Raw genomic sequence first — 22,160 nt, forward strand, 5'->3', positions numbered from 1 at the left:
GGAGGACCGCAGGCGGGTCCGCGCACGCGGGTCAGAACGGCATCTTGCCGCGTGCCCGACGGCCGGCGGAGCCGCTGCGGCCGACCGCGCGGGAGCTGGAGCTGAAGGGCTTGCTGAACAGCCGCCCGAGCGGTCCCGGAGCCTTGGAACCGGCTCGGGAACCGAGGCCGAGCGTGCGTTGCGTGCCGTTCTGCGGGTGTCGGGACAGACGCGGGACGAAGAACGCGAGCACGGCGATGACCACGCAGACGGCGACGATGCCGACGACCATCATGAAGGCCTCCTGAGGTGTTGCGGTGGAGCTGTGACGTGCGGACCGGGCGGTCCGTGCGACCACTCGTTCCCGCTCCCGGCGCGAACACGCTTCCGTTTCCTGTCGGGTGCCGCGCCCGCGCCTCAGGCGTGCACAGCGGTACCGTGATCCCCACGTGATCATGGACGCGTAAGGTCCGCCTGGCCACGACGGCTTCGTGGCCTGGACGGTGAACTCGGGGGACGGGGGCGGCACATGGAGTACCGGTACGCGGCGATACCGGCCGTGGCGGGCGGGCTGATGCTGACACTGCTGCTGTGGTGGGCGGGGGGCAGTGCGGACGCCCTGCAGTTGGACGGCGCGACGGGGGTGCTCGGCATCGAGACGGACGCCGCCCTGCGGAGCTGGCTGTACCCGTGGGCGTACGGCCCCTACGCCGGCGCACTCTCGCACGGGTCCGCCGTGCCGACGCCCGACGGCTCCCACTACCTCGGCCTGCACCACACCGCGATGCAGATCCGCTTCGTCGCCGTGTTCGTGTTCTACGCGGCCGGGGCCCTGCTGCTCGTCCGGCGGATCCCCGCGGAGCGCGGGCGGGTCGGGCCGGCCCTGCTGGCGTTGTGGGCCTGGGGCGTGGTGGCGGGCACGCTGGCGGTGACGGTGTCGTCCCCCTGGCTCATCGCGGCCGGGGGACGCGGAAGTTACCGCTTCCTGCCACAGCTGGCCGGGCTGTCCTCTTCCGGGCGGACGGTCCTGGTGCCGCTGGCGCTGGCCGTGGCGGTGTGGACGGTGCTCGTGACCCGGCTGGCGCTGAAGCACGCGGAGCCGCAGCCCCGCGGGGACGTACCGGCGCGGGCGGCGCTCGTGGCCGCCACCGTGGGAACGGGCGTGGTCGCGGTGTCGGTGGTCGTGCTGTCGTACCAGGAGAACGCGGCGCGAATCCAGACGGCGTTCGCGGGTGGAGGCTTCCTCAGCGAGCCGGGCGATCTGCTGCGCCAGTGGCTGGTGCTGAGCGCGTGGTCCGGTCCGGCCGGGAGCCCTTTCGGTGACTGGCTGCTGGTGCGGCTCGGGGACGTCCTGCTGTTGGCCGTGGTCTGGTGCGCGCTGCGGTGGCTGCCCGGCGTACTCACCCGTGTCTCCGTCCCGGCGATGGCGGCGGGCGCGGTCTGTGCGGTCGTCCTCGGGCTGCTGGCCCGGCATCTGGTGCGTGTGGCGGTGGCCGACGGGTCGTGGAACTACCGGGGTCTGCTGCAGGCGGCGTCCGGGCTCGGCGAGGGGACGAGCGCCGCGATGCTGTGGGGCACGCTGGCGGGCATCGCGGCGGCGGTGACACTGAGGATGTCCGGGAGGGGGACGGCGGCGCCGGGCTCGGGGGGCCCTGGCTCGGCGGACCCCGGATCGGCGGACCCTGGATCGCCGGTGCCCGGCCCGGCAGTCGGTCCCGGCTCGGGAGTCCTTCCCGGCCCGGCGGACGGCCCCTCTATGGGAGGCCTGACCGGCCCGGCTGACGGCCCCGGCATGGGGAACCTGCCCCGCGCTGCAGATGGCCCCGTCCCGGACCGCTCCGCAGGTGCCCTGGACGGCGGGCAGCCCCGGCCCGGCGAACAGCCCCCGCTCGGCTGACGCCCCCAACCGCTGCCACCGGCCCCGACCCGCACCACTCCGTAGATGCCCGGGACAACGGGCACCCTCGCTCCGGCGGGCGGTACCAGCCGGCGGAGGGACCAGCCCGGTCGGCGTCCCCCACGCTGCCGGCGGCTCCGGCGCGGAGGCGCCCGCATCGGGGGCACCCTGCCGGCGGGTGCCGGTCCGGTAGGTTCCGGTCCGGTGGGGTCCGGTTCCGCTTCCGCGCAGGTGAAGGGGGACGGGTAGGGTCGGTTCCGCTGTGTTCGCCGGAGCCGACGAGGAAGCGCATGATCGACGTCGAGGTGGTCCAGCTTCTGGTGTCGCCCTCCCACCGGCTCGACGGCCGGCCCTCGGACGGGCCCGCGCCCGGTCCCGACGACGAGCGTGTCCCGCGCGCCGAGGTGCGGGCGAGGCTGGGGCTGGTGGGCGACCGCTACTACGCGCAGCCCGCCCACCGCGACGCCTCCGTGACGATCATGTCCGCGGAGAACCTGCCCACGGACATCGATCCCGCCGTCGACCTGCGGCAGACCCGCCGGAACGTCCTGCTCCGCGGGGTCGGCATCGACGCGTACGTGGGCGCGACGATCAGTCTGGACTGCGGGCCCGGGCCGGTGCGCTTCTCCGTGAACCGGCCCGCGCGACCGTGCGCGTGGATGAACGTCACCGTGGGCCCGGGCGCGCAGCGCGCGCTCAGGGACAAGGGCGGGGTCCGGTGCACCCCGCTCGACGACGGCGTCCTGACCGTCGGGCCCGCGCGGTTCGCCGTCCTGTCGGAGCCCGCCCCGTCCGCCCCGCGCCGCTGACGCCGCGGCCGGTCGCGACGGCCAGGGCCACCCGTCGCCGGGCGGCCGCTACTTGATCACGGCGTTGGCCCCGATGATCACCAGGCCGATGAACATGTCGCCGAGTCCGGCCCGCAGCGCGGCCGGCCAGCGCCGGCCCGCGTGGCGGGCGGTCCAGACGCCCCATCCGGCGAGGATCAGGGTGTTGAGCACCAGCGCGACGTCCACCGCGTCGGCCTCCGACCACCAGTCCGGCACGGCGAACAGCAGCAGGATCACCGTGGGGACCGCCGCGGCGACGACCGGCCACTCCGCGATCATCGCGCGCAGTCCGGCCATCAGTCCCCCGGGCTCCGCGGACATGCGGTGGGAGAGGACGTGCGCGTAGCCGTGCGCGGCCGCGGCGGCGAGGGCGGTGAGCAGGACCCACAGGGCGTCCGAACCGGGGGTCGTCTGCTCGTCCGGGGAGTCGAGGGCGGCCGCCAGGGCGCTGGCCAGGACCAGCCCGTAGACGCCGCTGAGCAGGCGGGGTTCCGGGGGTCGCCGCCCCGCTGTCGGCGGGTCGGCCGGGCGGGGGGACGGCTGGGCGGGTTCGCGCATCGCTGGCGGCCTCCGGTGGGAGGGGCGGGACAGGGGGACACGGCAGCACGTGAGGCGGCCGGAAGCCCGGCCGCCTCACGTGCGCCGTGGTCTGGATCAACTGCCGGACCGCCCGGAGGCAACGCCCTGTCGCCGAAGCTGCCCCATTTGCCCGACCCGCCGGCGCGCGCCGGGCGCCGGACCGGGCAAGGCGGCGGGCCACAGGCACCGGACGGCGGGCCGGTGTCCGCAGGCCGCGGATCGCCGTGCGGCCCGCCGGTCACCCCTCGGCCGTACGGGCCTCCGCCCGCTGCTTGCGCGCCGCCATGACGGCGTAGACCAGCACACCGGCGAACAGGAAGAGCACTCCCTGGTAGACGGCCTGGTAGCCGGCGCCCGCGACCAGCCACAGCGAGAACGCGGCGGCGACGGACGCGACCACCGCGTCGCGGACCAGGCGTCCCCGGTCGACCCGCTCCCGGTGCCCGCAGACGAGGTGGAACAGCTGCGCGGCGGTGGCGAGCAGGTAGGGCACGGTCGCGGTGAAGGTGGTGACCAGGACCAGCGTCTCGAAGATCCGGGCCGTGCCGGAGGCGTAGTTCCACACGGTGAGCAGGGAGGCGAGGAGCACGGTGACGCCGACGCCGGCCGTCGGCACCCCGCGCCGCTTGCGGGCGAGGGCGGCGGGGAAGAGTCCGTCCTTGGCCGCGGCGTACGAGGTCTGCGCGCTCATCAGGGTCCAGCCGTTGAGGCAGCCGGTCATCGACACGAGCGCGGCGAGCGCCACCGCCCAGCCGCCCCAGGCCCCGCCGAACATGGCGTTGACGGCGTCCGAGAACGGCGCGGTGGAGTCGACCAGCCGGTTGTGGGCGACCGTGCCGAAGACGGCGAGCGTGCCCAGCAGGTAGACGATCGCCGCTCCGGCGGTGCCGATCACGGTGGCGCGTCCCACGGTCCGCCGGGGGTCGCGCACCTCGCCGGCGCTGACGGCGGCGGATTCCACGCCGAGGTAGGAGAAGAGAAGGATGGCGGCCGCCGCGGAGATCGCGCCCGTCGCGCTCTCCCCGCCGGCGCGGAACGGCCCGAGGTTGTCCGCGTCGAAGGCGAACAGGCCGCCGACGGCGACGAGCAGCAGGGGTACCAGCTTGAGCACGGTGGACACCACCTGTACGGCGCCGACGTAGCGGGTGCCGGCGACGTTGGCGAGGGCGGGCAGCCATTGCAGGGCGAGGGCGGCGAGACAGGCGGTCCAGCGGTGCTCGTTCACCGGGATCAGCACGTCGAGGTAGCCGACGGCGGCGACGGCGAGGGCCGCGTTGGAGACCCAGGTGGTGATCCAGTACGCCCAGGCGGCGAGGAAGCCGGCGAAGTCGCCGAACGCCTCGCGGGCGTAGACGTACGGGCCGCCGGTCCTGGGGTCGCGTTCGGCGAGCCGGCCGAAGACCAGGGCCAGGGCGATGGCGCCGACGGTCAGCACGCCGAAGGCGACGAGGCTGATGGTGCCGTACGGGGCGATGGAGGCCGGGAGCAGGAAGATGCCGCCGCCGATGATGTTGCCCATGACCAGGGCGGTGGCGACGGGCAGGCCGAACCGGCGGGTGCGCCGTCCCGTGCCGTCAGGGGTGTCGCCGGAGTGGGCGGGGCCGTCGGTGGTGGCCTGCGGGGCCGGAGCCGGTGGGGGGACGGTTCCGGTGACGTGCATGGGGTGGTGCGCCTCTCTTCGAACTGGCGCCCGGGATCGCCGGGCCGGAGCAATGGTCGGACATCATCATGGATCCCGCCAAATCGGACGTAATCGTCCGGCGACATCCCGTCCGGCTCCGGAAAAGGTGCACCGTGAAGACTTCGGGACGCTCAATCGTCCGGCGGTGCGCCGTACCGCCCGGGGCGGGGCGCCACTCAGACGCCGCCCATACGGATGAGCCACCAGTCCGGTGTGACGGCGGCGTCCGCCGAGGCGCGGGGCGCGGCGGGCCGCTCCTCGACGGTGTCCTCGATCCGGATCCTGTCGGGCAGGTGCGAGAAGCGCGTGCGGCGCCGCGGCTCCGCCTCGTTGCCGGGTTCACGTATCTGGTCCATGCGTCTGCTCCTTGTCCGGGGGCCGCCGTTGTGACCCGTCAGGTCAGCAGGAGTATGCGTGCGGCTTCGTCACCTGTCAAACAGGTGACGTCAGCGCTCTGCGTCGGCCGGGCCCCGGCGGTAGCGTGAGGGCGACGGCCCGTTCCCGGGCACTGCGGAGGCTTCCCATGCCTACCTGGTCGTTCCGGTTCCAGCTGGGGCAGTACGTCAGGACGAGCCTGTGGATCCTGCCGGTGCTCGGACTGGCCCTGGGAGCTCTCCTGGGCGAGGGCGCGCTGGCCCTGGACGACATGGTGGGGATCCCGACCGGCTGGCGGTACACGGCCACCACCGCGACGGGCGTGCTGACGGCCATCGTGGGTGCCATGGTCGCCCTGCTGGGGTTCGTCGTCACGATCGGTTTGCTGGTCGTCCAGCAGGCCACGGGCACGCTGTCCCCGCGCTACATGCGCCTGTGGTACCGCAACCGGCTGCAGAAGGCCGTGCTGTCGCTGTTCGCGGGCACCTTCGCCTTCGCGTTCACGCTGCTGCGCCGGATCGGCCCCGGCACGGTGCCCGATCTCGGCGTCACCCTGGCCGGCCTGGCCGTCGCGGTGAGTCTGGTGATGCTGCTGGTGTACCTCAACCGGTTCGTGCACGACCTGCGTCCCGTGGCCATCGCGGACCGGGTGCGCCGCACCGGCCTGCGGGTGCTGGGCACCTCGCTGCAGGCCCAGGGGCGGTGCACCCTGCTCGACGAGGCGGCCCACCCGGGACACGGCACGCCGGCCGATGTGGTGCGCTCCACCGACGGCGGGGCCCTTCAGGGGATGGACGTGGGCGGGTTGACGAGGGCCGCCGCGCGCCACGACTGCGTGCTGGTGGTGGCGCACCGCGTCGGTGACTTCGTGCCTCCGGGGGCCGTGCTGATCGAGGTCCACGGGGCACCCCGCACTCCGCCCGACGCGCGCCGGCTGGCCGGGCTGGTGGCGCTGGGCGCCGAGCGGACCGTCGAGCAGGACCCCGCCTTCGCGCTGCGCGTGCTGGTCGACATCGCCGCCCGGGCGCTGTCGTCGGCGGTGAACGACCCGACCACCGCCGTGCAGGTCCTCAATCACGTCGACGCGTTCCTGCACGCGGTGGGCAGGTCCGAGCTGAGGGGCCGGCACGTGCTCGGCGACGCCGACGGCGTGCCGCGGGCCGTCGTACCCGGCCGGAGCTGGGAGGAGTACCTGGAGCTCGGCGTGACGGAGGTGCGCGAGTACGGCGTCGGTTCGCTGCAGGTGTGCCGGCGTCTGCGGGCCCTGCTGGAGGGCCTGCTGTCGGGTGTGCCGGCGGAGCGGCGTCCGGCGGTGCGCCGCCAGCTCACGCTGCTCGACGCCGCCGTGGAGAGGGAGTTCCCCGACGCCTTCCGCCGCTCGCTGGCCCGCGCCGCGGACCGTCAGGGCATCGGGGGCGGCAGCCCCTCCCCCGATGCCCCGCCGCGTCACGGTCCGCGGTAGCTCTCCAGCAGACGCAGCCACACCTCCCCGAGGGTGGGGAAGGCGGGTACGGCGTGCCAGAGCCGTTCGACCGGGATCTCCCCGGCGACCGCGAAGGTCGCCGAGTGGACGAGCTCGGCCACGCCGGGCCCGGCGAACGTGACGCCGACGACGGTGCCGCGGTCCGGGTCCACCAGCATCCGGGCCCGGCCTCGGTAGCCCTCGCCGTACTGGTGTGCTCCGGCGACGCCCGTCATGTCGTGGTCGACGACCTCGACCCGGCGGCCGGTGCGTTCGGCCTCCATCGTGGTGAGGCCGACCGCGGCGATCTCGGGCACGCCGAAGACCACCTGGGGCACGGCCGCGGTGTCGGCCGTGCCGGCGTGGGCGCCCCAGGGCGCGTCGTCGACGGGCCGTGCCGCCGCCCGGGCCGCTATGACGGCACCGGCGATGCGGGCCTGGTACTTGCCCTGGTGGGTGAGCAGCGCCCGCCCGTTGACGTCGCCGACCGCGTAGAGCCAGCCGTCCGGGACGGTGGTGACGCGGTAGGTGTCGTCCACGGCGAGCCGGTCGCCCGGGGTCAGTCCGACGGTGTCGAGCCCCACGTCGCGGGTCCGCGGCACGCGGCCGGTGGCGAACAGGATCTCGTCGGCGGTCAGTTCCTCACCGCCGGTGAGGGTGATCCGCACCGGGCCCTGGCTCCCTGATCCCCCGTCCCGACGCAGGGACTCCACGGCCGTTCCGAAGCGGAGGTCGACGCCCGCCGCACGCAGACCGCCCTCGGCCATCTCGCCCGCGAACGGCTCCATCCGCCCGAGCAGATGGTCCTCGATCACCAGCATGGTCACCTGCGAGCCGAGGGCCTGCCAGGCGGTGGCCATCTCGACGGCGACCACACCGCCGCCGACCACGGCCAGGGAGCCGGGGACGCGCCGGGCTCCTGTGGCCTCGCGGCTGGTCCAGGCGCGGACCCCGTCGAGGCCGGGCACGGGCGGCAGGGAGGGGACGCTGCCGGTGCCGAGGACGACGGCGTGCCGTGCGGCGAGGCGCACGGTGTCGCCCTCCGGGGTCGTCACCGTCACACGCCGGGGGCCGTCGAGCCGGCCGTGGCCCCGTACGAGGTCGACCGCGACCGACTCCAGCCAGTCGGCCTGGCCGTCGTCCTTCCAGTGGAAGGCCGTCGCGTCCCGGTGGGCGAGGACGGCCTCGACGTCCAACGGCCCCTCGACCGCTCGGCGCAGACCGGGGACGCGCAGCGCGTCGGCGCGCGCGACGACCGGGCGCAGCAGCGCCTTGCTCGGTTCGCACGCCCAGTAGGAGCACTCCCCGCCGAGCAGTTCGCGCTCGACGATCACGGCGGTCAGGCCCGCGGAGCGGACCCGCTCGGCCACGTTCTCGCCGACGGGGCCCCCGCCGACGACGACCACGTCGTACTCACGGACGCCGCGGCCCGTCGTTGCTTCGTTCATCACTGATCCTGAGGTCGTGGCGGTGGTGCGGGCCTGTGCCCGCGGCGGGGTGGCGGCCGGTGCCGGCCGCCACCCCGCACGGACTCCCCTACCGGCCGGGGAAGCGCTCGGTGATCTCCTGCAGGACCCAGCCGTTGCCGTCCGGGTCGCTGAACGTGGCGTAGGAGGCGTAGGAGAGTCCCTCGGGGTGGCGGCCGGCCAGGCGCTGCTGGGCGGGCAGGCCGTGGGTGGCGGTGCCGTCGGCGTGGCCGTGGAAGAGCACGCCTCCGCCGTCGTGGAAGACCTCGCTGACCGCTATGCCGCGCTCCAGGAGCTCGGCGCGGGCCGCCTCGATGTCGGTGACGATCAGGTACAGGCCCTGGGCCGAGCCGGGCTCGGCGGTGGTCAGTCCCTCGCCGAACAGGATCGACGCCTCGGAACCGGGGGGCGTGAGGTGCACGGCGCGCCATCCCTCGACGGGGGCCTTGTCCACGTCCAGGCGGAAGCCCGCCCGCTCGTAGAACGCCTTGGCCCGGTCGACGTCGGAGACGGGCAGGACGACGAGTTCCAGCTTGAGGTTCATGCGGTGACGCATCCACTTCGGGAGAGGTGACCGGGCGCCGAATGCGTCACCGGTCAGGATGGTGACGAGCATGCGGCACGTTTCGTCACCTGTCAAACAGGTGACGAGAAGAGGGTGCGCCCGGCGGCCGAGATGACCGGCGGGGCGGATCGCTCAGCCGAGGTGGTCGGCGGGCTCCGGGGCGAGGTACTGGTCCCGGCGGGCGGCCACGAACTCCTCGACGGTCCGGGCCGGTACGCCCGTCACCCGCTCGACGTCGTCGGTGACCCGGTCGTAGCGGTTCTCCTGGTGCAGCCTGCACATGGTCACGATGTGGTCCTCGATGTGCGGGGGCAGTCCCGCCCGGGAGAGGACCTCCTCCCGCCACCGCTGCAGGGGCACGTCCGTGTAGACGACGGACCGGCCGAGGGCCCGGGAGTACGCCCCGGCCATCTCCGTCATGTCCATCGACCGCGGGCCGGTCAGCTCGTAGACGTGGTCCAGGTGGCCCCGCCGGCCGGCCAGCAGGCCGGCCACGACCCGGGCGACGTCGGCGACCGCGACGGGGGACGTACGTCCGCCGCCGAAGGGCAGCGCGAGCGTGCCGTCCGCCGTGATCGACCGGGCGGCGAGCGTCGTGAACAGCGGGTTGTCCAGGAACGACGTGGGCCGGACGTGCACCACGGGCAGCCCGGACCAGTCGAGCACCCGCTCGGCCAGCCAGTGCAGGCGCTGCTGGTGGGACTCGTCGGTGCTGGTGGCGGTCATCTGCGACACCGTCATCTGGGACATGCCGACCAGGACGTCCAGCCCGCCGTACTCGCGGGCCACGCTCGCCACGACGGTCGCGGCCAGCAGGTGATCACGGGAGACCGGCATGGCGAAGTACATGCGGTCGATGTCCCACAGGCCGGCGGCGACGGTCTCGGGCCGGGTGAGGTCACCGAGGACCACTTCCGCGCCGAGCCGGCGCAGTTCGGCCGCCCGCTCGTCGTCGCGACGGACCAGGACGCGTACCGGTACGTCGTCCGCGCGAAGCTGCTGGACCACCGCGCGGCCCACACCGCCGGCGCCGGTGACGAGGACGGACGGACGAGAAGGCATGGTCGGCCTCCCTCCGGCCCGGCCGGCCCGCCGCGCGCCCGTCGGCATCCGTCCGGTGCGTGAAGCCGCCCGGCGCGCGGCGCGGTTCCGGCGGACCCGGTCTCGAGGATGTGACCAGCTTCGCACAGGCGGCGCGGGCCTTCACGGCGAACGGCGGGCCACCGAGGCCGCCCCGCCAGACGCGCCCGCCGCGCCCGCCGCGTATGGGCGGCGGATCGTCACCGTGCGCGTGCCGTGCGGGGACGCCGAGTGCTAGCCGGACCGACGCGCCGTGAGCAGGCCGTTCGCCCGCTTGCGGGCGCGGTAGGCGGCGGCCTTGATCTTGTTGCCGCAGGGATCCATGGCGCACCACTCGCGGCGCGCGCCGCGGGAACGGTCGATGAAGACCTGCGAGCAGTCGGGGTTGCCGCACTCCTTGAGCAGCGGCACGTCCGGACCGCTCAGGGTCACGACGACGTCGCGGGCGACGTGGGCGAGCCCCTGCTCGACGGTGGCGTCCACCTGCCGCCCCTGGGTGGTGAGTTGGGGCACGGGCGTGGGCTTGCGTGCGTACGCGTTCACCAGTGCCAGCGCGTCCCGGTCGTAGTCCTCGCCCGCCATGGCGGCCCGGACCAGCAGGTGGACCGCCTCCCGGAGGGTCAGCGCCTCGCGCAGGTCGTCGGGCCCGGCGGGGACGTCGTCCACGCTGATGCCCGCCTCGCGGAACCACACCCCGAGACTCTCCGGGGAGTCGAGGTCCTCCCGCGGTTCGGAGCGGTGCCGGAAACGCAGCGTGCCCGGGAAGTCGAGTGCCGGGGTGCCGCCGGGGAACGCATGCCTCATATCACCAGTCTGAACGGTGACGCAGCGGAACGCAAGAACGTCGTTGCTCGCGGCAACCGCGTGCCGTCTTTGTTGCCTGTTGACCGGTACAGCCGGTGGCAGGGGGCTTACAGTCGTGGCGCTGCTCCTGCCGGGGCCGGTGGGGTTGCGCCGACGGAGTGAGGAGCCGCCCGCCGTACCACCCGCGGCGGACGCGCCGCGGGGCCGGGCGGCCTCCGGTCGTGCGGTGGCGGCGCACAGGGGCGCGTGCGAAACTCCGCCGCTCCGTTCGACCTGAGGGCGTTGTGCCCTCATGCTGGAAGGAGGAGGTCTTCCACACTCGTCAGGGGGCCTCGATGAGAGCGGTACGAGCTCATGATCGCGACGCACCCGTGGCCGGTCTGGTCGCGGAGGAGGCCCCGTATCCGTACGCGGGCGAAGGCGACGTCGTCGTCAAGGTGCACGCGGCCTGCTTCACCCCCGGTGAACTCAGCTGGCCCGCCTCGTGGGTCGACCGGAGCGGCCGGGAGCGGGCCCCCGTCGTACCGGGGCACGAGGTGTCGGGGGAGGTCGCGGAGGTGTCGGTCGGCACCACCGGACTGTCCGTGGGACAGCGGGTGGTGGGCCTGACCGACTGGAACCGGGACGGCACCCTCGCCGAGTACGTGGCGGTGGAGGCGCGCGATCTCGCGCCGCTTCCCGCGGGCATCGATCACGTGCACGCGGCGGCCCTGCCGATGCCGGGCCTCACGGCCTGGCAGGGGCTGTTCGTGCACGGCCGGATCGAGACCGGACAGAGCGTGCTGGTGCACGGAGCGGGAGGGGGGGTGGGAATGGCAGCCACACAGCTGGCCCGGGACGCCGGCGCGCGTGTGCTCGGATCGGGCCGCGCGAAGAGCAGGGAGCGGGTGCTGGAACTGGGCGCCGAGGAGTTCGTCGACCTGGAACAGCCGGCGTGGGAGCAAGCCGTGGGCCTCGTCGACCTCGTCTTCGACGCCGTCGGCGGGACGGTGCTCGACCGCTCGGCGGCCGTCCTCAGACCGGGCGGCACCCTGATCAGCATCTCCCGCCCTCCGACCGTACGGCCCGAGGACGGACGGGCCCTGTACTTCATCGTCGAGCCCGGCCGTGACCACCTCGCGCAGGTCGTCGACCGGTGCGGGACGGGGCGGCTGCGGCCCCTGGTGGGACGCGTGTGCTCGCTTCCCGAGGCGCCGGACGCGTTCCGCACCAAGTCCGGGACGGCCGGCAAGACGGTCGTCGCCGTCGCCTGAGTCCGCCCGACCCCCGGACCGGAGCCCATGTGCCGTCCACGGGCGGCCATGCGGCCTCGGGACCGACCGCCGTCGTGCCCGACTCCGGCCGGCGGAACGGGAGTTCCGTCCACGGAAAGCAGACACTCTCATGGATCTGAAACTCGAACTCATCGTGCTGCCCGTCTCGGACGTCGACCGGGCCAAGGCCTTCTACGAGGGCCTGGGATTCCGCCTGGACCTCGACAAGGCGGCCAGTGAGGACTGGCGTGCGGTGCACTTCACGCCGCCCGGTTCGGAGTGCTCGGTCATCTTCGGCAAGGGCATCACGTCCGTGCCGCCGGGCTCCGCGCAGGGCATGTACCTCGTCGTCACCGACATCGAGAAGAGCCGCGCGGAACTCGTCGACCGCGGTGTCGAGGTGAGCGAGGTCTTCCACGATGCGAACGCCGTCTTCTACCACGGTCACGGCGGCGGGGACTTCACCCACGACCCCGGCCAGGGGCAGGGCCGGCTTCCGGGTCTCCACCCGGACCGGATGTCCTACGGCTCCTTCGCCACCTTCAGCGACCCGGACGGCAACGGCTGGGTGCTGCAGGAGGTGCAGCAGCGGCTCCCCGGCCGCTGACGAGCCGCCGGCCCGCAGCAACTCCCCACGGCCGCCGCCCGTTTCGCGCGGGCCGGCGGCCGTGCCCCGTCGACGCCGTTCCCGGGGTCTTCCGTCGGACCGTGCGGGCGCGCCCGTGGTCAGGCGGAGGCGGGGACCCGCAGGTAGTTCAGGCCGCTCGCGTCGAACCACATGTGCTGCGGGGAGCGGACCATGCGCAGCAGCACGTCCTCGCAGCCGGGGCAGCGCAGCACCGTGCCGGGGCCTCCGAGGTAGGCGTGCGCCTCGGCCAGCATCATCCGCCGGCCGCAGCCCTGGCACTGTCCCGAGGCCATGGTCATGTCGGTGCCGAACAGCGACTCCAGGTCCCCGGCGGCGGCGTTGCCGTCGAGGAAGCCTTGCGTGACGGTCATGGGAATCCCGTTCCTTCGCTCATCCGGTGGGTCCGAAACGTTCGGTCCGGATGCGGCCGGGGTCGTGTCCGAGTGCCACGAGCAGACCGGCCGCCGTTTCGACGAATCCGGTGGATCCGCAGACGTAGCAGGTCGGCTCGAAGTCCGGCGGCCATCCCGCGACGGTGAGATCGTTCGCGGTGATACGCCCGGGAGGCCGCGGCCAGCGCTCCGGAGCGGAGCGGCTGTAGAGGAAGGTCTTGTCGAGCCCCGGGTCGTCCGTCCGCAGGTCGCTCACGAACAGCTGCGACTCGGGGCCGCGCAGGCTGTACACCAGCCGGAAGGGGACGCGGCTGGCGGCGGCGCGCCGGGTGCGGATCATGGCCATGAGCGGTACCAGGCCCGAACCGCCGCCGACGAGGAGGACGGGCTCCCGCTGGACGTCGGGCCGCCAGACGAACCAGCCGCCGACCGGCCCGCGCAGCTCCACCAGGTCACCCACCGCGAGGTCGTCCACCAGATACGGCGACACCTCGCCGTCGTCGACCCGCTCGACGGTCAGCTCGACGCGTTCGCCGTCGGACGCCGAGGCGATGGAGTAGCTGCGCTGGGTGCTGTAGCCGTCCTCCGCCGTGAGCCGCACGTCGACGTGCTGCCCCGCCAGATGGCCCGGCCAGCCGGGTACGTCGAAGACGAGGGTGCGGGCGTTGTCCGACTCGTCCCGCCGCTCGGTCAGGCGGGCCGGCAGCCAGAGCAGCCGCCCGCCTAGTCGCCCTGATACCGCTGCTCGCGCCATGGGTCACCGTAATCGTGGTAGCCGACGGTCTCCCAGAAGCCGCGTTCCTCCTCGTCGAGCAGCTGGATGCCGCGCACCCACTTCGCGGACTTCCAGAAGTACAGGTGCGGGACGAGGAGGCGCGCCGGACCTCCGTGTTCCGGGGGGATCTCGTCGTCGTCGTAGCGGTAGGCGATCCATGCCCGCCCGTCGAGGAGGTCCTCCACCGGGATGTTCGTGGTGTAGTCGCCGTAGGAGTGGACGAGGGCGTACTCGGCGCCGGACTCGACGTCCTCCAGCAGGACGTCCAGGGAGACGCCCTGCCATCGGGTGCCGAACTTCGACCACTTGGTCACGCAGTGCAGGTCGACGGTCGGGGTCTGGGAGGGCAGCGCCATCAGCTCTTCCCAGTTCCACAGGTGTCGCACACCCGTCTCGGTGCGGATGGTGAACTCCCAGTCGTCGAGGCTCACTTCCGGCGTGGGGCCCGCGGACAGCACGGGGAATCCGGTGGTCTCGTACTGCCCGGGAGGCAGTTCGTGTCCCTCGTCCCGCGCCCGACCGTGGAACCCGCGTGAAATGACGGCCATGTCGCATCCCCATTCTCCGAGCGGGCAGTCCCCATTTTTCAGGAGTCGGGGCGGCCCGGCATCTCGGCGGGACCGTCGCCCCGCGCGGGCGCGGTGTCCGTGCGGCCGAGCAGGGGCAGGGCCACCAGGGGAAAGACGATGCAGGACAGCAGTCCCGCGGCCACCAGCGCGGCCGCGTTCTCCGGCCGGATGGCGTCGAGCCGCACCCCGATCGTCGTGGCCGCCACGATCAGCGGCAGGGACGTGGCCTGCAGGAGTCCGGCGGCGACGAGCTCCGCGCGGGAGAGGCCCGCCCCGCGGTAGAGCAGTGCGGGCAGTCCGCGCACGAGCAGCAGGGCCGCGAGGAACAGCGGCACCCGCAGGACGGTGCCGGCGTCGGCGAACAGCGCCACGAGGTCGAACTGGATGCCGCTGGTGACGAAGAAGACGGGGACGAGGAAGCCGTAGCCGATGCCGTCGAGCTTGGTGTGGAACTGGGGGTGCCGGCTCTCGGCGTCCGGGTCGACCAGGCGGAGCACGGCCCCGGCGACGAAGGCGCCCAGGACGGCCTCGAAGCCGAGGTGCATGGCCAGCGCGGACAGGCCGACGATCAGCAGCATCGTCAGCCGGACCCGGATCTGGGCGCTGGTGTCCGCCAGGCCGGTCACGGTCCTGGACAGCCACCGGGAGCGGGTGGCGCGGATCGACGTCACGACGACGAGCACCGTCAGGCAGGCCAGGCCCAGCAGCAGGAGCAGCCGTGAGGCGAGGCCGGAGGCGTGCTCGGAGAAGAACAGCGACAGCAGGATCACCGCGCAGAACTCCCCGGCGGACGCGCCCCCGATGACCAGCTGTCCGACCGGGCGGTCGGCCGCGCCGGCGTCCTTGAGGACCGGGATGAGCAGTCCGAGGGACGTGGCCACCAGGGCGATGCCGACCAGCAGCGGGCTCTCGACCAGCCCGGCGAGGTCCAGCGACCAGCCGACGGCGGCGGCGAGGGCGAGCGTGGCGGCCAGGCCCAGGCCGACGAGCCGTGCGGCCGGTCCGCGCCAGCGTTCGAAGTCGATCTCCAGTCCGGCGAGGAACAGCAGGAAGCCCAGCCCGATGACCGACAGTGCCTCGACCGTCCCGTCGGGCTGGACCCAGTTCAGGACCGCCGGTCCGAGGACGACTCCGGCCACGATCTCCAGGACCGGGCCGGGCAGTGGCAGGCGGGGCACCAGGGCGAGGAGGAACGGAACGGCCGCGGCCACGGCGAGCACGATGACCAGGTTGTCGTACGACATGGTGGCTCCCGTGGCCTCGGACCCTCCCACCATGCACACACGACGTGGGCCACGCATCCTGTCCGGACGCCTGGAAAGAATCTTCGCCGGTGGTGTCGAGAACCGTCGTCCGGCTCCGTCCCCGCTGTGAACGCGACGACAATGGGTCGCACCACACCGAGGAGAGATCCACGATGGCCAAGTACCTGCTGCTGAAGCACTACCGCGGCGCTCCGGACCCGGTGAACGACGTCCCGATGGACCGGTGGACCCCGGAGGAGATCTCCGCGCACGTGGGCTACATGAACGACTTCGCCGCCCGGCTGGAGAAGACCGGCGAGTTCGTCGACGCCCAGGCGCTGGCGCCCGAGGGGTCGTGGGTCCGGTACGACGGCGAAGGGCGTCCGCCGGTGACCGACGGGCCGTTCGCCGAGACCAAGGACCTCATCGCCGGGTGGATGGTGATCGACGTCGACAGCCACGAGCGCGCCGTCGAACTGGCCGGGGAGCTGTCGGCCGCGCCCGGCGCGGGCGGCAGGCCGATCCACGAGTGGCTCGAGGTGCGCCCCTTCCTCACCGCGCACCCCACCGTCACCGAGTGACCTCGCCGATGGACGAGGCGCTGCTCAGGGCGCTCACCCCGCGTGTGCTCGGGATCCTCGTCCGCCGCGGAGCTGACTTCGCGGCGGCCGAGGACGCCGTGCAGGAGGCGCTGGTGGAGGCGGTCCGCGTCTGGCCGGAGGACCCGCCGCGCGATCCGCAGGGCTGGCTGGTCACCGTGGCCTGGCGCCGGTTCCTCGACGCGACGCGGGCCGACACCGCGCGCCGCAGGCGTGAGGACCGGGTCGAGGAGGAGCCGCCGCCCGGGCCCGCGCCCTCGGTGGACGACACGCTCCAGCTGTACTTCCTGTGCGCCCACCCGTCGCTGACGCCGGCGTCCGCGGTCGCGCTCACCCTGCGGGCCGTCGGCGGACTGACCACGCGGCAGATCGCGCAGGCGTACGTGGTACCGGAGGCGACCATGGCGCAGCGCATCAGCCGCGCCAAGCGCACCGTCTCCGGCGTGCGGTTCGACAGGCCCGGCGACGTGTCCACGGTGCTGCGGGTCCTGTACCTGGTGTTCAACGAGGGCTATTCGGGCGATGTCGACCTGGCGGCCGAGGCGATCCGGCTCACCCGGCAGCTCGCGGCTGTGATCGACCACCCGGAGGTGGCGGGGCTGCTCTCGCTCATGCTGCTCCACCACGCGCGGCGGGCGGCCCGTACCGCGTCCGACGGGAGTCTGGTGCCGCTGGCCGAGCAGGACCGCGGCCGGTGGGACACGACCCTGATCGCCGAGGGCATCGGCATCCTCCAGGCGGCCCTGGCCCGTGACCAGCTGGGCGAGTTCCAGGCGCAGGCCGCCGTCGCGGCGCTGCACGCCGACGCGCGGAGCGCCGAGGAGACGGACTGGGTGCAGATCGTCGAGTGGTACGACGAACTCGTCCGGCTGACCGGCAGCCCGGTGGTGCGGCTCAACCGGGCGGTGGCCGTCGGCGAGGCGGACGGGCCGCGGGCCGGGCTTGCGGAGCTCGCGACGCTGGACGACTCGCTTCCCCGGTACGCGGCGGTCGCGGCGTACCTCCATGAGCGCGACGGTGACCCGGGGAAGGCCGCGGCGCTGTATGCCGAGGCCGCGCTGAAGGCCCCGAACCTCGCCGAGCGCGACCATCTGACGCGTCAGGCGGCCCGGCTGAACACCCGCGGGCGCCGCTGAGCACGTCGCCGGGAGGCGCTCGTCCTCCCCCGAAACGGGGCGAGCCGTCAGCCGCGCTCGACGGCGGCCTGAATGTGGTCGAGGTGGGCGGCGAGGATCTCCTCGAAGGCGGCGGAGCGGTCCGCGCCGAGCGGGCGGACGTCGCGGGCGAAGTGGGCCAGCGCCGGGAAGCGCTCGGGGTCGGCGCCCAGGACCGCGACGCGGAACAGCTCCAGGCCCTGTTCCCGCTCCTCGGCCGTCACCGTGCCGATGCCGGCGTCGGAGGCGATCAGCGCGGCGATGAGTACCGCCAGACGGTGGTAGTGCGCCGGGACCTCCTCGTCCGGCAGGCCGGACGCGCGCAGCGCCTGGAGCACTTCCTCCATGATCAGCCGGGAACCGGTGCCGCTCGACGCGTAGCGGCCCCAGACCGCCGCGAGCTGCGGCTGCCGGCCGAAGGCGTCCCTGATCCGCAGGGCCAGGGACGTGATGCGCCGGCGCCAGTCGCCCTCGGGGCGGTAGCCGTCCAGGGCGGCGAGGAGGGTGCGGTCGGCGACCGCGCGCAGCAGTTCGGTCTTGCTGCGGAAGTGCCGGTAGAGGCTGGAGGAGTCGGTGCCGAGCACCGCCGCCAGCTTGCGCACGCTGAACGACTCGGCGTCGCTCGTGCGCAGCAGGTCCGCCGCCGCGTCCAGGATCTCCTCGGTCGACCAGCGCCTGCGGCCTGCCATCGCGTTCCTCCCGCCGTGATCGTCCCGGGTCGTCCGGGGTCCACCCTAACTTATACACTTGGCGTTGCACGCACCGCGTGCATAATGGGTGCATGAGCGGGCCCGGCATCGCCCCTCGCGGGCGCCCGGCCCGGAGCCGAAGGGAGGCACGTCATGGAAAACCGCCTGGACACGGACGCGCTGGACGCGGCCCTCGAGGCCGTGCACCGCGCCGGGATGCCGGGGCTGTTCGCCGAGGTGCGGGACGGCGAACAGGTCTGGCGAGGCGCCGCCGGGGTGGCCGACGTGACGACGGGGCGGCCCGTCACCGCCGGGATGCGGCACCGCGTCGGCAGCGTCACGAAGACCTTCACCGCCGCCGCCGTGCTGCGGCAGGTCGAGGCCGGGCTGATCGGGCTCGACACGCCGGTCTCGCGGTATCTGCCGGAGCTGGTCCCGGGCGCGCGCGGGGACGCCGTCACGGTACGGATGCTGCTGAACCACACCAGTGGTCTCGCCGAGTACCTTCCCTACGCCTATCCGTCGCTGAAGGCGTTCCCGGCGCTCGCGGAGACGGGGCCGGAGAGCCTGGAGGAGCTGCGGTTCACCCGGTTCGATCCCGTGGAGCTGATCGGGATGGGGGTCGCCGCGCCGGCCGTCGGGGTCCCGGGCGGCACTCCCGGGGTGTACTCGAACACCAACTACCTGCTGCTGGGGCAGCTGTTGGAGAAAGTGACCGGCCTCTCCGCCGAGGGGTGCGTCGCACGTGACGTCATCGGGCCCGCGGGGCTGCGGGACACCGAACTCGCCGTCGGGGCACACGTCGACGGACCGCACTCGTGCCTCTACGAGTCGTGGTTCGGCATGATCGATCCGCCGCGCGACCACAGCGTCCACGACATGTCGTGGGTGGGCCCCTCGGCATCGCTGGTCTCGACCGTCTCGGATCTCAATCGCTTCCACGCCCTGCTGTCGGCCGGTGAGATCGTCGGCCCGTCCTCGCTGGCGGAGATGCGGCGCACCGTTCCCGTCGTGTCGCAGGAAGGCAGGACGATCGACTACGGCCTCGGTCTGCACCCGATGGAGACCGCGGGCCCCGGGCAGGAGACGTACTGGGGGCACGGCGGCACCGTCTGGGGCGGCGGGGCGCTGGCCATGGCCCGCGCCGACGGCGGCCGGCAGTGGTGCGTCGCGGTCAACCTCCAGCGGTGGAACGAACTCGACGCCTCCGGCCGTCCGCGGCCCCACGCCGTCGACGCGGCGCTGGAGGCCTTCCACCGCCTGGCGATGTACGGCTGACGGCGGTCCGGTCACGGACCGCTCCCCCGCGCCCGTCGTCCCGAGCGGCGTCAACTCCCCTTCCGCGGGGGACGAGCGGCCCTCACGCGGTGCTGACACCCTCGTCGCCTACCCTCGTCGCAGGAGACACCGGGTGCGGTGCGGGTCCACGTCGAGGAGGCGGGGGTGTTCGGTAGGGGTGCGTGGTTGCTCGCGGGCGTCGTGGCGGTGACCGGCATGCTGGTGCTGGGTCCCAGCACACCCGTCGGCCTTCCCTTCGCCAGGACGGTGCCGGCCGACGCCGCCAAGGACGTGGTGCCGAACCGGGTCATGACGTGGAACCTCTGCAACCCCTGCGACCAGGACAACGTCGACCGGGCGGCGGAGATCGCCAGGTACGCCCCCCAGATCGTCGGTCTGCAGGAGGCGTGCGTACGGGACGTCGAGCGGATCAGGGACCACCTGGCCAACCTGCACGGGCTGGTCTACCACGTCGAGTACGGGCCGGTGCTGCGCAACTGGAGCCGCTGCGGGGGAGCTCCGTGGAAGCCGGGGGGCTACGGGCAGGCGCTGCTGTCGGCGGCCCCGATGACCGACGTCGTCCTCGAGGAGTACCCGCACGGCGGGTCGGAGGACCGCGGCTACCTCGCCGTCTCCACCGAGGTGGCCGGACAGCCGGTGCGGGTCTTCAACACGCACCTGGCGCAGCGGCGTCAGGAGTCGGTGCGCGAGGAGCAGATCCGGGTGCTCGCGCCGCAGGTCGCGCGGTACGACCGCGCCATCGTGCTCGGCGACTTCAACGCCGTACCGGAATCCCCCGAACTCGCCCCGATGTGGGCGCTCGCCGAGGACACGGACGCCGGCTGCCGGCCCTCCTCCGCCGGCGACTGCGAGGCGACGACCGACTGGCAGAGCAAGTTCGACTACGTGTTCCTGCGGGGCCTTTCGGCCCTGGGGCACGAGGTGCTGGACAGCGCGTACTCCGACCACCATCTGCTGCACACCGACGTCACGGCGAGCTGACTCCTGTTAGAAGGCGCGAATCGTGGAAACACGTTCGACGAACCGACTACAAGGGAGTCTTTTGATGGGCATCATCGCTTGGATTTTCATCGGTCTGATTGCCGGCGCCATCGCCAAGGCGCTCATGCCGGGCAAGGACCCGGGCGGCATCATCATCACCATGCTCATCGGTATCGCGGGAGGTCTGCTGGGTGGCTTCCTCGGCAAGGTGATCTTCGGGGTGGACTCCATCGACGGCTTCTTCGATCTGTCCACGTGGATCGCGGCCATCATCGGCTCCGTCATTCTCCTTGCCCTGTACCGGGTGTTCGCGGGTCGCAGCCACCGGGGCGGTCACGCGCACGCCTGACCGTGCGTTGGCCGGTGTGAGGTGACACCACCGCAGGTGGCCGCCTGCCATGCGGAAGGCCCCCGTCCTCGGACGGGGGCCTTCCGCATGCTCACGGCCGGTCGTGTCCGGCGCGGGGGTCGGTACGGAGGTGGGCGCGTACGCCCTGGAGGCCGAACAGGACGAGCAGTTCGACCGTGTTGCCGTCCGCGCTGCCCAGCCAGTGCGGCAGGGAGGTGTCGAACTCGGCGGCCTCGCCGGGTGACAGCGTCAGGTCGCGCTCACCGACGAGGAGCCGCAGCCGGCCGTTGAACACGTAGAGCCACTCGAAGCCCTCGTGGGTCTGGGGCGTCGGTTCGGCGGGGTTCGGCCGGGCGGGGATGATCAGCTTGAACGCGTGAACCCCGCCCGGGCGGCGGGACAGCGGGACGAAGGTCATCCCGAACCGGGTGACCGGCTTCAAGTGGATCCGCGGGTCGCCGGTGCGGGGTGCGCCCACGAGGTCGTCCAGCGGGACGTCGTAGGTGCGGGACAGCGGCAGCAGCAGTTCCAGGGTCGCCCGGCGCTGTCCGCTCTCCAGCCGGGACAGGGTGCTCTCGGACACGCCGGTCGTCGCCGCCACGTCCGCGAGGGTGAGTCCACGGTCCCGGCGCAGCGCGCGGAGCCGTGGCCCCACGGCGTCGAGCACGTCGTCGTCCGTCGCCCGGTTCATCGGGCCAGCTTGCCACAACGGCAAGATTCCGTGCCGGATCGGTGTTCGGCTGCCGAGACTGGGGCCCCCGACGACCTGAGGAGTCTCGATGAGCGCGAACGATGCGGTCACCTTCTGGGACGGCGTCCACGCGGCCCGGCCGGCTGCGGACAGCCCCTCCCCCAACGCCCGCCTGACGGAGACGGTGAAGGAACTGCGGCCGGGCGACGCCCTGGACCTGGGCTGCGGCTCCGGCGGCGACGCGCTGTGGCTGGCCCGGCAGGGCTGGCGGGTCACGGCGGCGGACATCTCGGCCGTGGCGGTCGAGCGGCTCACGACCCTGGCCCGCTCGCACGGCCTGCACGACCAGGTCACGGCCGTACGGCTGGACCTGCGCGCGTCGTTCCCGCCCGGCGCGTTCGACCTGGTCACCGCGCACTACCTGCACACGCCGTACGAACTGGAGCGGTCCGCCGTCCTGCGCTCGGCCGCCCGGGCGCTGCGGCCGGGCGGGCGCCTGCTGGTGGTGGACCACGGTTCGACCGCCCCGTGGTCGTGGGACCAGGACCCCGCGATCCGTCATCCGAGTGCGCGGGAGGTCGCGGCGGGGATGGACCTCGACCCGGCGATCTGGACGGTGGAGCGGGCGGACGCGTCCCGCCGTGTCGCGACCGGTCCGGACGGCCGCACCGCCGAGGTGACCGACCATGTGCTGCTCGTCCGCCGCACCGCCTGACCGCGGATGAGGAAGAAGACCACCGTGCCCGGCACCGAACGCCCTCACCGGAATCACGACACCCCGCCGCCCCGTACGGACGGCGGCGACGGCACGACCGGCCG

General features: G+C 73.4%; 25 protein-coding genes. 11 read left to right on the plus strand and 14 right to left on the minus strand.

Annotated features, from left to right (window positions below; translation table 11 throughout):
• Nucleotides 1-31 precede the first annotated feature (31 nt).
• Complete coding sequence (locus ACIF8S_RS07235) at nucleotides 32-274, minus strand: DUF6411 family protein (RefSeq protein WP_024887005.1); 243 nt, start codon at nucleotides 272-274, stop codon at nucleotides 32-34.
• 234 nt (nucleotides 275-508) lie between these two features.
• Between ACIF8S_RS07235 and ACIF8S_RS07240 the strand changes: the two genes are divergently transcribed.
• Together ACIF8S_RS07240 and ACIF8S_RS07245 are read left to right on the plus strand one after the other, a co-directional pair.
• A complete protein-coding gene (locus ACIF8S_RS07240) occupies nucleotides 509-1,876 on the plus strand; it encodes a hypothetical protein (RefSeq protein WP_399997856.1) in 1,368 nt (455 codons plus the stop codon).
• Between the two features lie 290 nt (nucleotides 1,877-2,166).
• On the plus strand, nucleotides 2,167-2,685 hold the full coding sequence (locus ACIF8S_RS07245) for a molybdenum cofactor biosysynthesis protein (RefSeq protein ID WP_399997858.1): 519 nt from the start codon (nucleotides 2,167-2,169) through the stop codon (nucleotides 2,683-2,685).
• 48 nt (nucleotides 2,686-2,733) lie between these two features.
• Here ACIF8S_RS07245 and ACIF8S_RS07250 read toward each other — a convergent pair whose 3' ends face one another.
• From ACIF8S_RS07250 to ACIF8S_RS07260, 3 genes are all read right to left on the minus strand, one after another.
• Complete coding sequence (locus ACIF8S_RS07250) at nucleotides 2,734-3,264, minus strand: hypothetical protein (RefSeq protein ID WP_399997860.1); 531 nt, start codon at nucleotides 3,262-3,264, stop codon at nucleotides 2,734-2,736.
• Nucleotides 3,265-3,523: 259 nt separating this feature from the next.
• Nucleotides 3,524-4,945, minus strand: a complete 1,422-nt coding sequence (locus tag ACIF8S_RS07255; RefSeq protein ID WP_399997862.1) for an amino acid permease — start codon at nucleotides 4,943-4,945, stop codon at nucleotides 3,524-3,526.
• A 197-nt stretch (nucleotides 4,946-5,142) separates the two neighbouring features.
• Nucleotides 5,143-5,322, minus strand: coding sequence for a hypothetical protein (locus ACIF8S_RS07260; protein ID WP_399997863.1), 180 nt, complete (start codon nucleotides 5,320-5,322; stop codon nucleotides 5,143-5,145).
• Nucleotides 5,323-5,489: 167 nt separating this feature from the next.
• On the opposite strand from ACIF8S_RS07260, the gene ACIF8S_RS07265 reads away from it, so the two are divergent.
• On the plus strand, nucleotides 5,490-6,803 hold the full coding sequence (locus ACIF8S_RS07265; protein ID WP_399997864.1) for a DUF2254 domain-containing protein: 1,314 nt from the start codon (nucleotides 5,490-5,492) through the stop codon (nucleotides 6,801-6,803).
• Here the strand turns inward: ACIF8S_RS07265 and ACIF8S_RS07270 are convergent.
• The 4 genes from ACIF8S_RS07270 to ACIF8S_RS07285 form a co-directional block, all read right to left on the minus strand.
• On the minus strand, nucleotides 6,788-8,251 hold the full coding sequence (locus tag ACIF8S_RS07270; RefSeq protein ID WP_399997866.1) for a dihydrolipoyl dehydrogenase family protein: 1,464 nt from the start codon (nucleotides 8,249-8,251) through the stop codon (nucleotides 6,788-6,790). The two genes, ACIF8S_RS07265 and ACIF8S_RS07270, sit on opposite strands and share 16 nt — an antisense overlap.
• An 88-nt stretch (nucleotides 8,252-8,339) precedes the next feature.
• Nucleotides 8,340-8,813 carry a VOC family protein gene (locus ACIF8S_RS07275; protein WP_399997868.1) on the minus strand — a complete coding sequence of 158 codons (474 nt, stop codon included), beginning with the start codon at nucleotides 8,811-8,813 and terminating at the stop codon, nucleotides 8,340-8,342.
• A gap of 153 nt (nucleotides 8,814-8,966) precedes the next feature.
• Nucleotides 8,967-9,896 (minus strand): NAD(P)H-binding protein, encoded by a 930-nt coding sequence (locus tag ACIF8S_RS07280; RefSeq protein WP_399997869.1) that lies wholly within the window; start codon nucleotides 9,894-9,896, stop codon nucleotides 8,967-8,969.
• Nucleotides 9,897-10,148: 252 nt separating this feature from the next.
• Entirely contained in the window at nucleotides 10,149-10,718 is a 570-nt protein-coding gene (locus ACIF8S_RS07285) for a CGNR zinc finger domain-containing protein (RefSeq protein WP_399997870.1), read from the minus strand.
• 335 nt (nucleotides 10,719-11,053) lie between these two features.
• Here ACIF8S_RS07285 and ACIF8S_RS07290 point away from each other — a divergent pair, with 335 nt between their 5' ends.
• Together ACIF8S_RS07290 and ACIF8S_RS07295 are read left to right on the plus strand one after the other, a co-directional pair.
• Nucleotides 11,054-11,971 carry an NADP-dependent oxidoreductase gene (locus tag ACIF8S_RS07290; protein ID WP_399997871.1) on the plus strand — a complete coding sequence of 306 codons (918 nt, stop codon included), beginning with the start codon at nucleotides 11,054-11,056 and terminating at the stop codon, nucleotides 11,969-11,971.
• Nucleotides 11,972-12,101: 130 nt separating this feature from the next.
• Nucleotides 12,102-12,578 carry a VOC family protein gene (locus ACIF8S_RS07295; protein ID WP_399997873.1) on the plus strand — a complete coding sequence of 159 codons (477 nt, stop codon included), beginning with the start codon at nucleotides 12,102-12,104 and terminating at the stop codon, nucleotides 12,576-12,578.
• Nucleotides 12,579-12,697: 119 nt separating this feature from the next.
• On the opposite strand, the gene ACIF8S_RS07300 is transcribed toward ACIF8S_RS07295, so the two are convergent.
• Genes ACIF8S_RS07300 through ACIF8S_RS07315 form a run of 4 tightly spaced genes read right to left on the minus strand, consistent with a single transcriptional unit; the run spans nucleotide 12,698 to nucleotide 15,579 of the window.
• A complete protein-coding gene (locus ACIF8S_RS07300; RefSeq protein ID WP_145824458.1) occupies nucleotides 12,698-12,970 on the minus strand; it encodes a DUF6510 family protein in 273 nt (90 codons plus the stop codon).
• Between the two features lie 19 nt (nucleotides 12,971-12,989).
• Complete coding sequence (locus tag ACIF8S_RS07305) at nucleotides 12,990-13,745, minus strand: ferredoxin reductase (RefSeq protein ID WP_399997875.1); 756 nt, start codon at nucleotides 13,743-13,745, stop codon at nucleotides 12,990-12,992.
• A complete protein-coding gene (locus ACIF8S_RS07310; RefSeq protein WP_399997876.1) occupies nucleotides 13,715-14,314 on the minus strand; it encodes a sulfite oxidase-like oxidoreductase in 600 nt (199 codons plus the stop codon). The genes ACIF8S_RS07305 and ACIF8S_RS07310 overlap by 31 nt, the downstream gene beginning before the upstream one ends.
• A 38-nt stretch (nucleotides 14,315-14,352) precedes the next feature.
• Nucleotides 14,353-15,579 carry a cation:proton antiporter gene (locus ACIF8S_RS07315; RefSeq protein ID WP_399997877.1) on the minus strand — a complete coding sequence of 409 codons (1,227 nt, stop codon included), beginning with the start codon at nucleotides 15,577-15,579 and terminating at the stop codon, nucleotides 14,353-14,355.
• A 173-nt stretch (nucleotides 15,580-15,752) separates the two neighbouring features.
• Between ACIF8S_RS07315 and ACIF8S_RS07320 the strand changes: the two genes are divergently transcribed.
• Nucleotides 15,753-16,160, plus strand: a complete 408-nt coding sequence (locus tag ACIF8S_RS07320) for a YciI family protein (protein ID WP_349794923.1) — start codon at nucleotides 15,753-15,755, stop codon at nucleotides 16,158-16,160.
• 8 nt (nucleotides 16,161-16,168) lie between these two features.
• Nucleotides 16,169-17,314 carry an RNA polymerase sigma factor gene (locus tag ACIF8S_RS07325; protein WP_399998462.1) on the plus strand — a complete coding sequence of 382 codons (1,146 nt, stop codon included), beginning with the start codon at nucleotides 16,169-16,171 and terminating at the stop codon, nucleotides 17,312-17,314.
• Between the two features lie 47 nt (nucleotides 17,315-17,361).
• On the opposite strand, the gene ACIF8S_RS07330 is transcribed toward ACIF8S_RS07325, so the two are convergent.
• A complete protein-coding gene (locus ACIF8S_RS07330; protein WP_349794922.1) occupies nucleotides 17,362-18,021 on the minus strand; it encodes a TetR/AcrR family transcriptional regulator in 660 nt (219 codons plus the stop codon).
• Nucleotides 18,022-18,174: 153 nt separating this feature from the next.
• Between ACIF8S_RS07330 and ACIF8S_RS07335 the strand changes: the two genes are divergently transcribed.
• The 3 genes from ACIF8S_RS07335 to ACIF8S_RS07345 all read left to right on the plus strand — a co-directional run bounded on the left by ACIF8S_RS07335 (nucleotide 18,175) and on the right by ACIF8S_RS07345 (nucleotide 20,650).
• On the plus strand, nucleotides 18,175-19,299 hold the full coding sequence (locus tag ACIF8S_RS07335) for a serine hydrolase domain-containing protein (protein WP_399997880.1): 1,125 nt from the start codon (nucleotides 18,175-18,177) through the stop codon (nucleotides 19,297-19,299).
• 165 nt (nucleotides 19,300-19,464) lie between these two features.
• Nucleotides 19,465-20,301 carry an endonuclease/exonuclease/phosphatase family protein gene (locus ACIF8S_RS07340; protein WP_399997881.1) on the plus strand — a complete coding sequence of 279 codons (837 nt, stop codon included), beginning with the start codon at nucleotides 19,465-19,467 and terminating at the stop codon, nucleotides 20,299-20,301.
• A gap of 64 nt (nucleotides 20,302-20,365) precedes the next feature.
• Complete coding sequence (locus ACIF8S_RS07345) at nucleotides 20,366-20,650, plus strand: GlsB/YeaQ/YmgE family stress response membrane protein (RefSeq protein ID WP_150155222.1); 285 nt, start codon at nucleotides 20,366-20,368, stop codon at nucleotides 20,648-20,650.
• 91 nt (nucleotides 20,651-20,741) lie between these two features.
• On the opposite strand, the gene ACIF8S_RS07350 is transcribed toward ACIF8S_RS07345, so the two are convergent.
• Entirely contained in the window at nucleotides 20,742-21,341 is a 600-nt protein-coding gene (locus ACIF8S_RS07350) for a helix-turn-helix domain-containing protein (protein ID WP_399997882.1), read from the minus strand.
• A gap of 88 nt (nucleotides 21,342-21,429) precedes the next feature.
• Between ACIF8S_RS07350 and ACIF8S_RS07355 the strand changes: the two genes are divergently transcribed.
• Nucleotides 21,430-22,056, plus strand: a complete 627-nt coding sequence (locus ACIF8S_RS07355; protein ID WP_399997883.1) for a class I SAM-dependent methyltransferase — start codon at nucleotides 21,430-21,432, stop codon at nucleotides 22,054-22,056.
• Nucleotides 22,057-22,160 lie beyond the last annotated feature (104 nt).

Source organism: Streptomyces sp. NPDC085937 (assembly GCF_044540535.1).
Classification (GTDB): domain Bacteria; phylum Actinomycetota; class Actinomycetes; order Streptomycetales; family Streptomycetaceae; genus Streptomyces.

Excerpts from the sequence above, each read along its gene's own strand:
- ACIF8S_RS07235 (WP_024887005.1), bottom strand. The coding sequence starts at position 274 with ATGATGGTCGTCGGCATCGTCGCCGTCTGCGTGGTCATCGCCGTGCTC.
- ACIF8S_RS07240 (WP_399997856.1), top strand. The coding sequence starts at position 509 with ATGGAGTACCGGTACGCGGCGATACCGGCCGTGGCGGGCGGGCTGATG.
- ACIF8S_RS07245 (WP_399997858.1), top strand. The coding sequence starts at position 2,167 with ATGATCGACGTCGAGGTGGTCCAGCTTCTGGTGTCGCCCTCCCACCGG.
- ACIF8S_RS07250 (WP_399997860.1), bottom strand. The coding sequence starts at position 3,264 with ATGCGCGAACCCGCCCAGCCGTCCCCCCGCCCGGCCGACCCGCCGACA.
- ACIF8S_RS07255 (WP_399997862.1), bottom strand. The coding sequence starts at position 4,945 with ATGCACGTCACCGGAACCGTCCCCCCACCGGCTCCGGCCCCGCAGGCC.
- ACIF8S_RS07260 (WP_399997863.1), bottom strand. The coding sequence starts at position 5,322 with ATGGACCAGATACGTGAACCCGGCAACGAGGCGGAGCCGCGGCGCCGC.
- ACIF8S_RS07265 (WP_399997864.1), top strand. The coding sequence starts at position 5,490 with ATGCCTACCTGGTCGTTCCGGTTCCAGCTGGGGCAGTACGTCAGGACG.
- ACIF8S_RS07270 (WP_399997866.1), bottom strand. The coding sequence starts at position 8,251 with ATGAACGAAGCAACGACGGGCCGCGGCGTCCGTGAGTACGACGTGGTC.
- ACIF8S_RS07275 (WP_399997868.1), bottom strand. The coding sequence starts at position 8,813 with ATGAACCTCAAGCTGGAACTCGTCGTCCTGCCCGTCTCCGACGTCGAC.
- ACIF8S_RS07280 (WP_399997869.1), bottom strand. The coding sequence starts at position 9,896 with ATGCCTTCTCGTCCGTCCGTCCTCGTCACCGGCGCCGGCGGTGTGGGC.
- ACIF8S_RS07285 (WP_399997870.1), bottom strand. The coding sequence starts at position 10,718 with ATGAGGCATGCGTTCCCCGGCGGCACCCCGGCACTCGACTTCCCGGGC.
- ACIF8S_RS07290 (WP_399997871.1), top strand. The coding sequence starts at position 11,054 with ATGAGAGCGGTACGAGCTCATGATCGCGACGCACCCGTGGCCGGTCTG.
- ACIF8S_RS07295 (WP_399997873.1), top strand. The coding sequence starts at position 12,102 with ATGGATCTGAAACTCGAACTCATCGTGCTGCCCGTCTCGGACGTCGAC.
- ACIF8S_RS07300 (WP_145824458.1), bottom strand. The coding sequence starts at position 12,970 with ATGACCGTCACGCAAGGCTTCCTCGACGGCAACGCCGCCGCCGGGGAC.
- ACIF8S_RS07305 (WP_399997875.1), bottom strand. The coding sequence starts at position 13,745 with ATGGCGCGAGCAGCGGTATCAGGGCGACTAGGCGGGCGGCTGCTCTGG.
- ACIF8S_RS07310 (WP_399997876.1), bottom strand. The coding sequence starts at position 14,314 with ATGGCCGTCATTTCACGCGGGTTCCACGGTCGGGCGCGGGACGAGGGA.
- ACIF8S_RS07315 (WP_399997877.1), bottom strand. The coding sequence starts at position 15,579 with ATGTCGTACGACAACCTGGTCATCGTGCTCGCCGTGGCCGCGGCCGTT.
- ACIF8S_RS07320 (WP_349794923.1), top strand. The coding sequence starts at position 15,753 with ATGGCCAAGTACCTGCTGCTGAAGCACTACCGCGGCGCTCCGGACCCG.
- ACIF8S_RS07325 (WP_399998462.1), top strand. The coding sequence starts at position 16,169 with ATGGACGAGGCGCTGCTCAGGGCGCTCACCCCGCGTGTGCTCGGGATC.
- ACIF8S_RS07330 (WP_349794922.1), bottom strand. The coding sequence starts at position 18,021 with ATGGCAGGCCGCAGGCGCTGGTCGACCGAGGAGATCCTGGACGCGGCG.
- ACIF8S_RS07335 (WP_399997880.1), top strand. The coding sequence starts at position 18,175 with ATGGAAAACCGCCTGGACACGGACGCGCTGGACGCGGCCCTCGAGGCC.
- ACIF8S_RS07345 (WP_150155222.1), top strand. The coding sequence starts at position 20,366 with ATGGGCATCATCGCTTGGATTTTCATCGGTCTGATTGCCGGCGCCATC.
- ACIF8S_RS07350 (WP_399997882.1), bottom strand. The coding sequence starts at position 21,341 with ATGAACCGGGCGACGGACGACGACGTGCTCGACGCCGTGGGGCCACGG.
- ACIF8S_RS07355 (WP_399997883.1), top strand. The coding sequence starts at position 21,430 with ATGAGCGCGAACGATGCGGTCACCTTCTGGGACGGCGTCCACGCGGCC.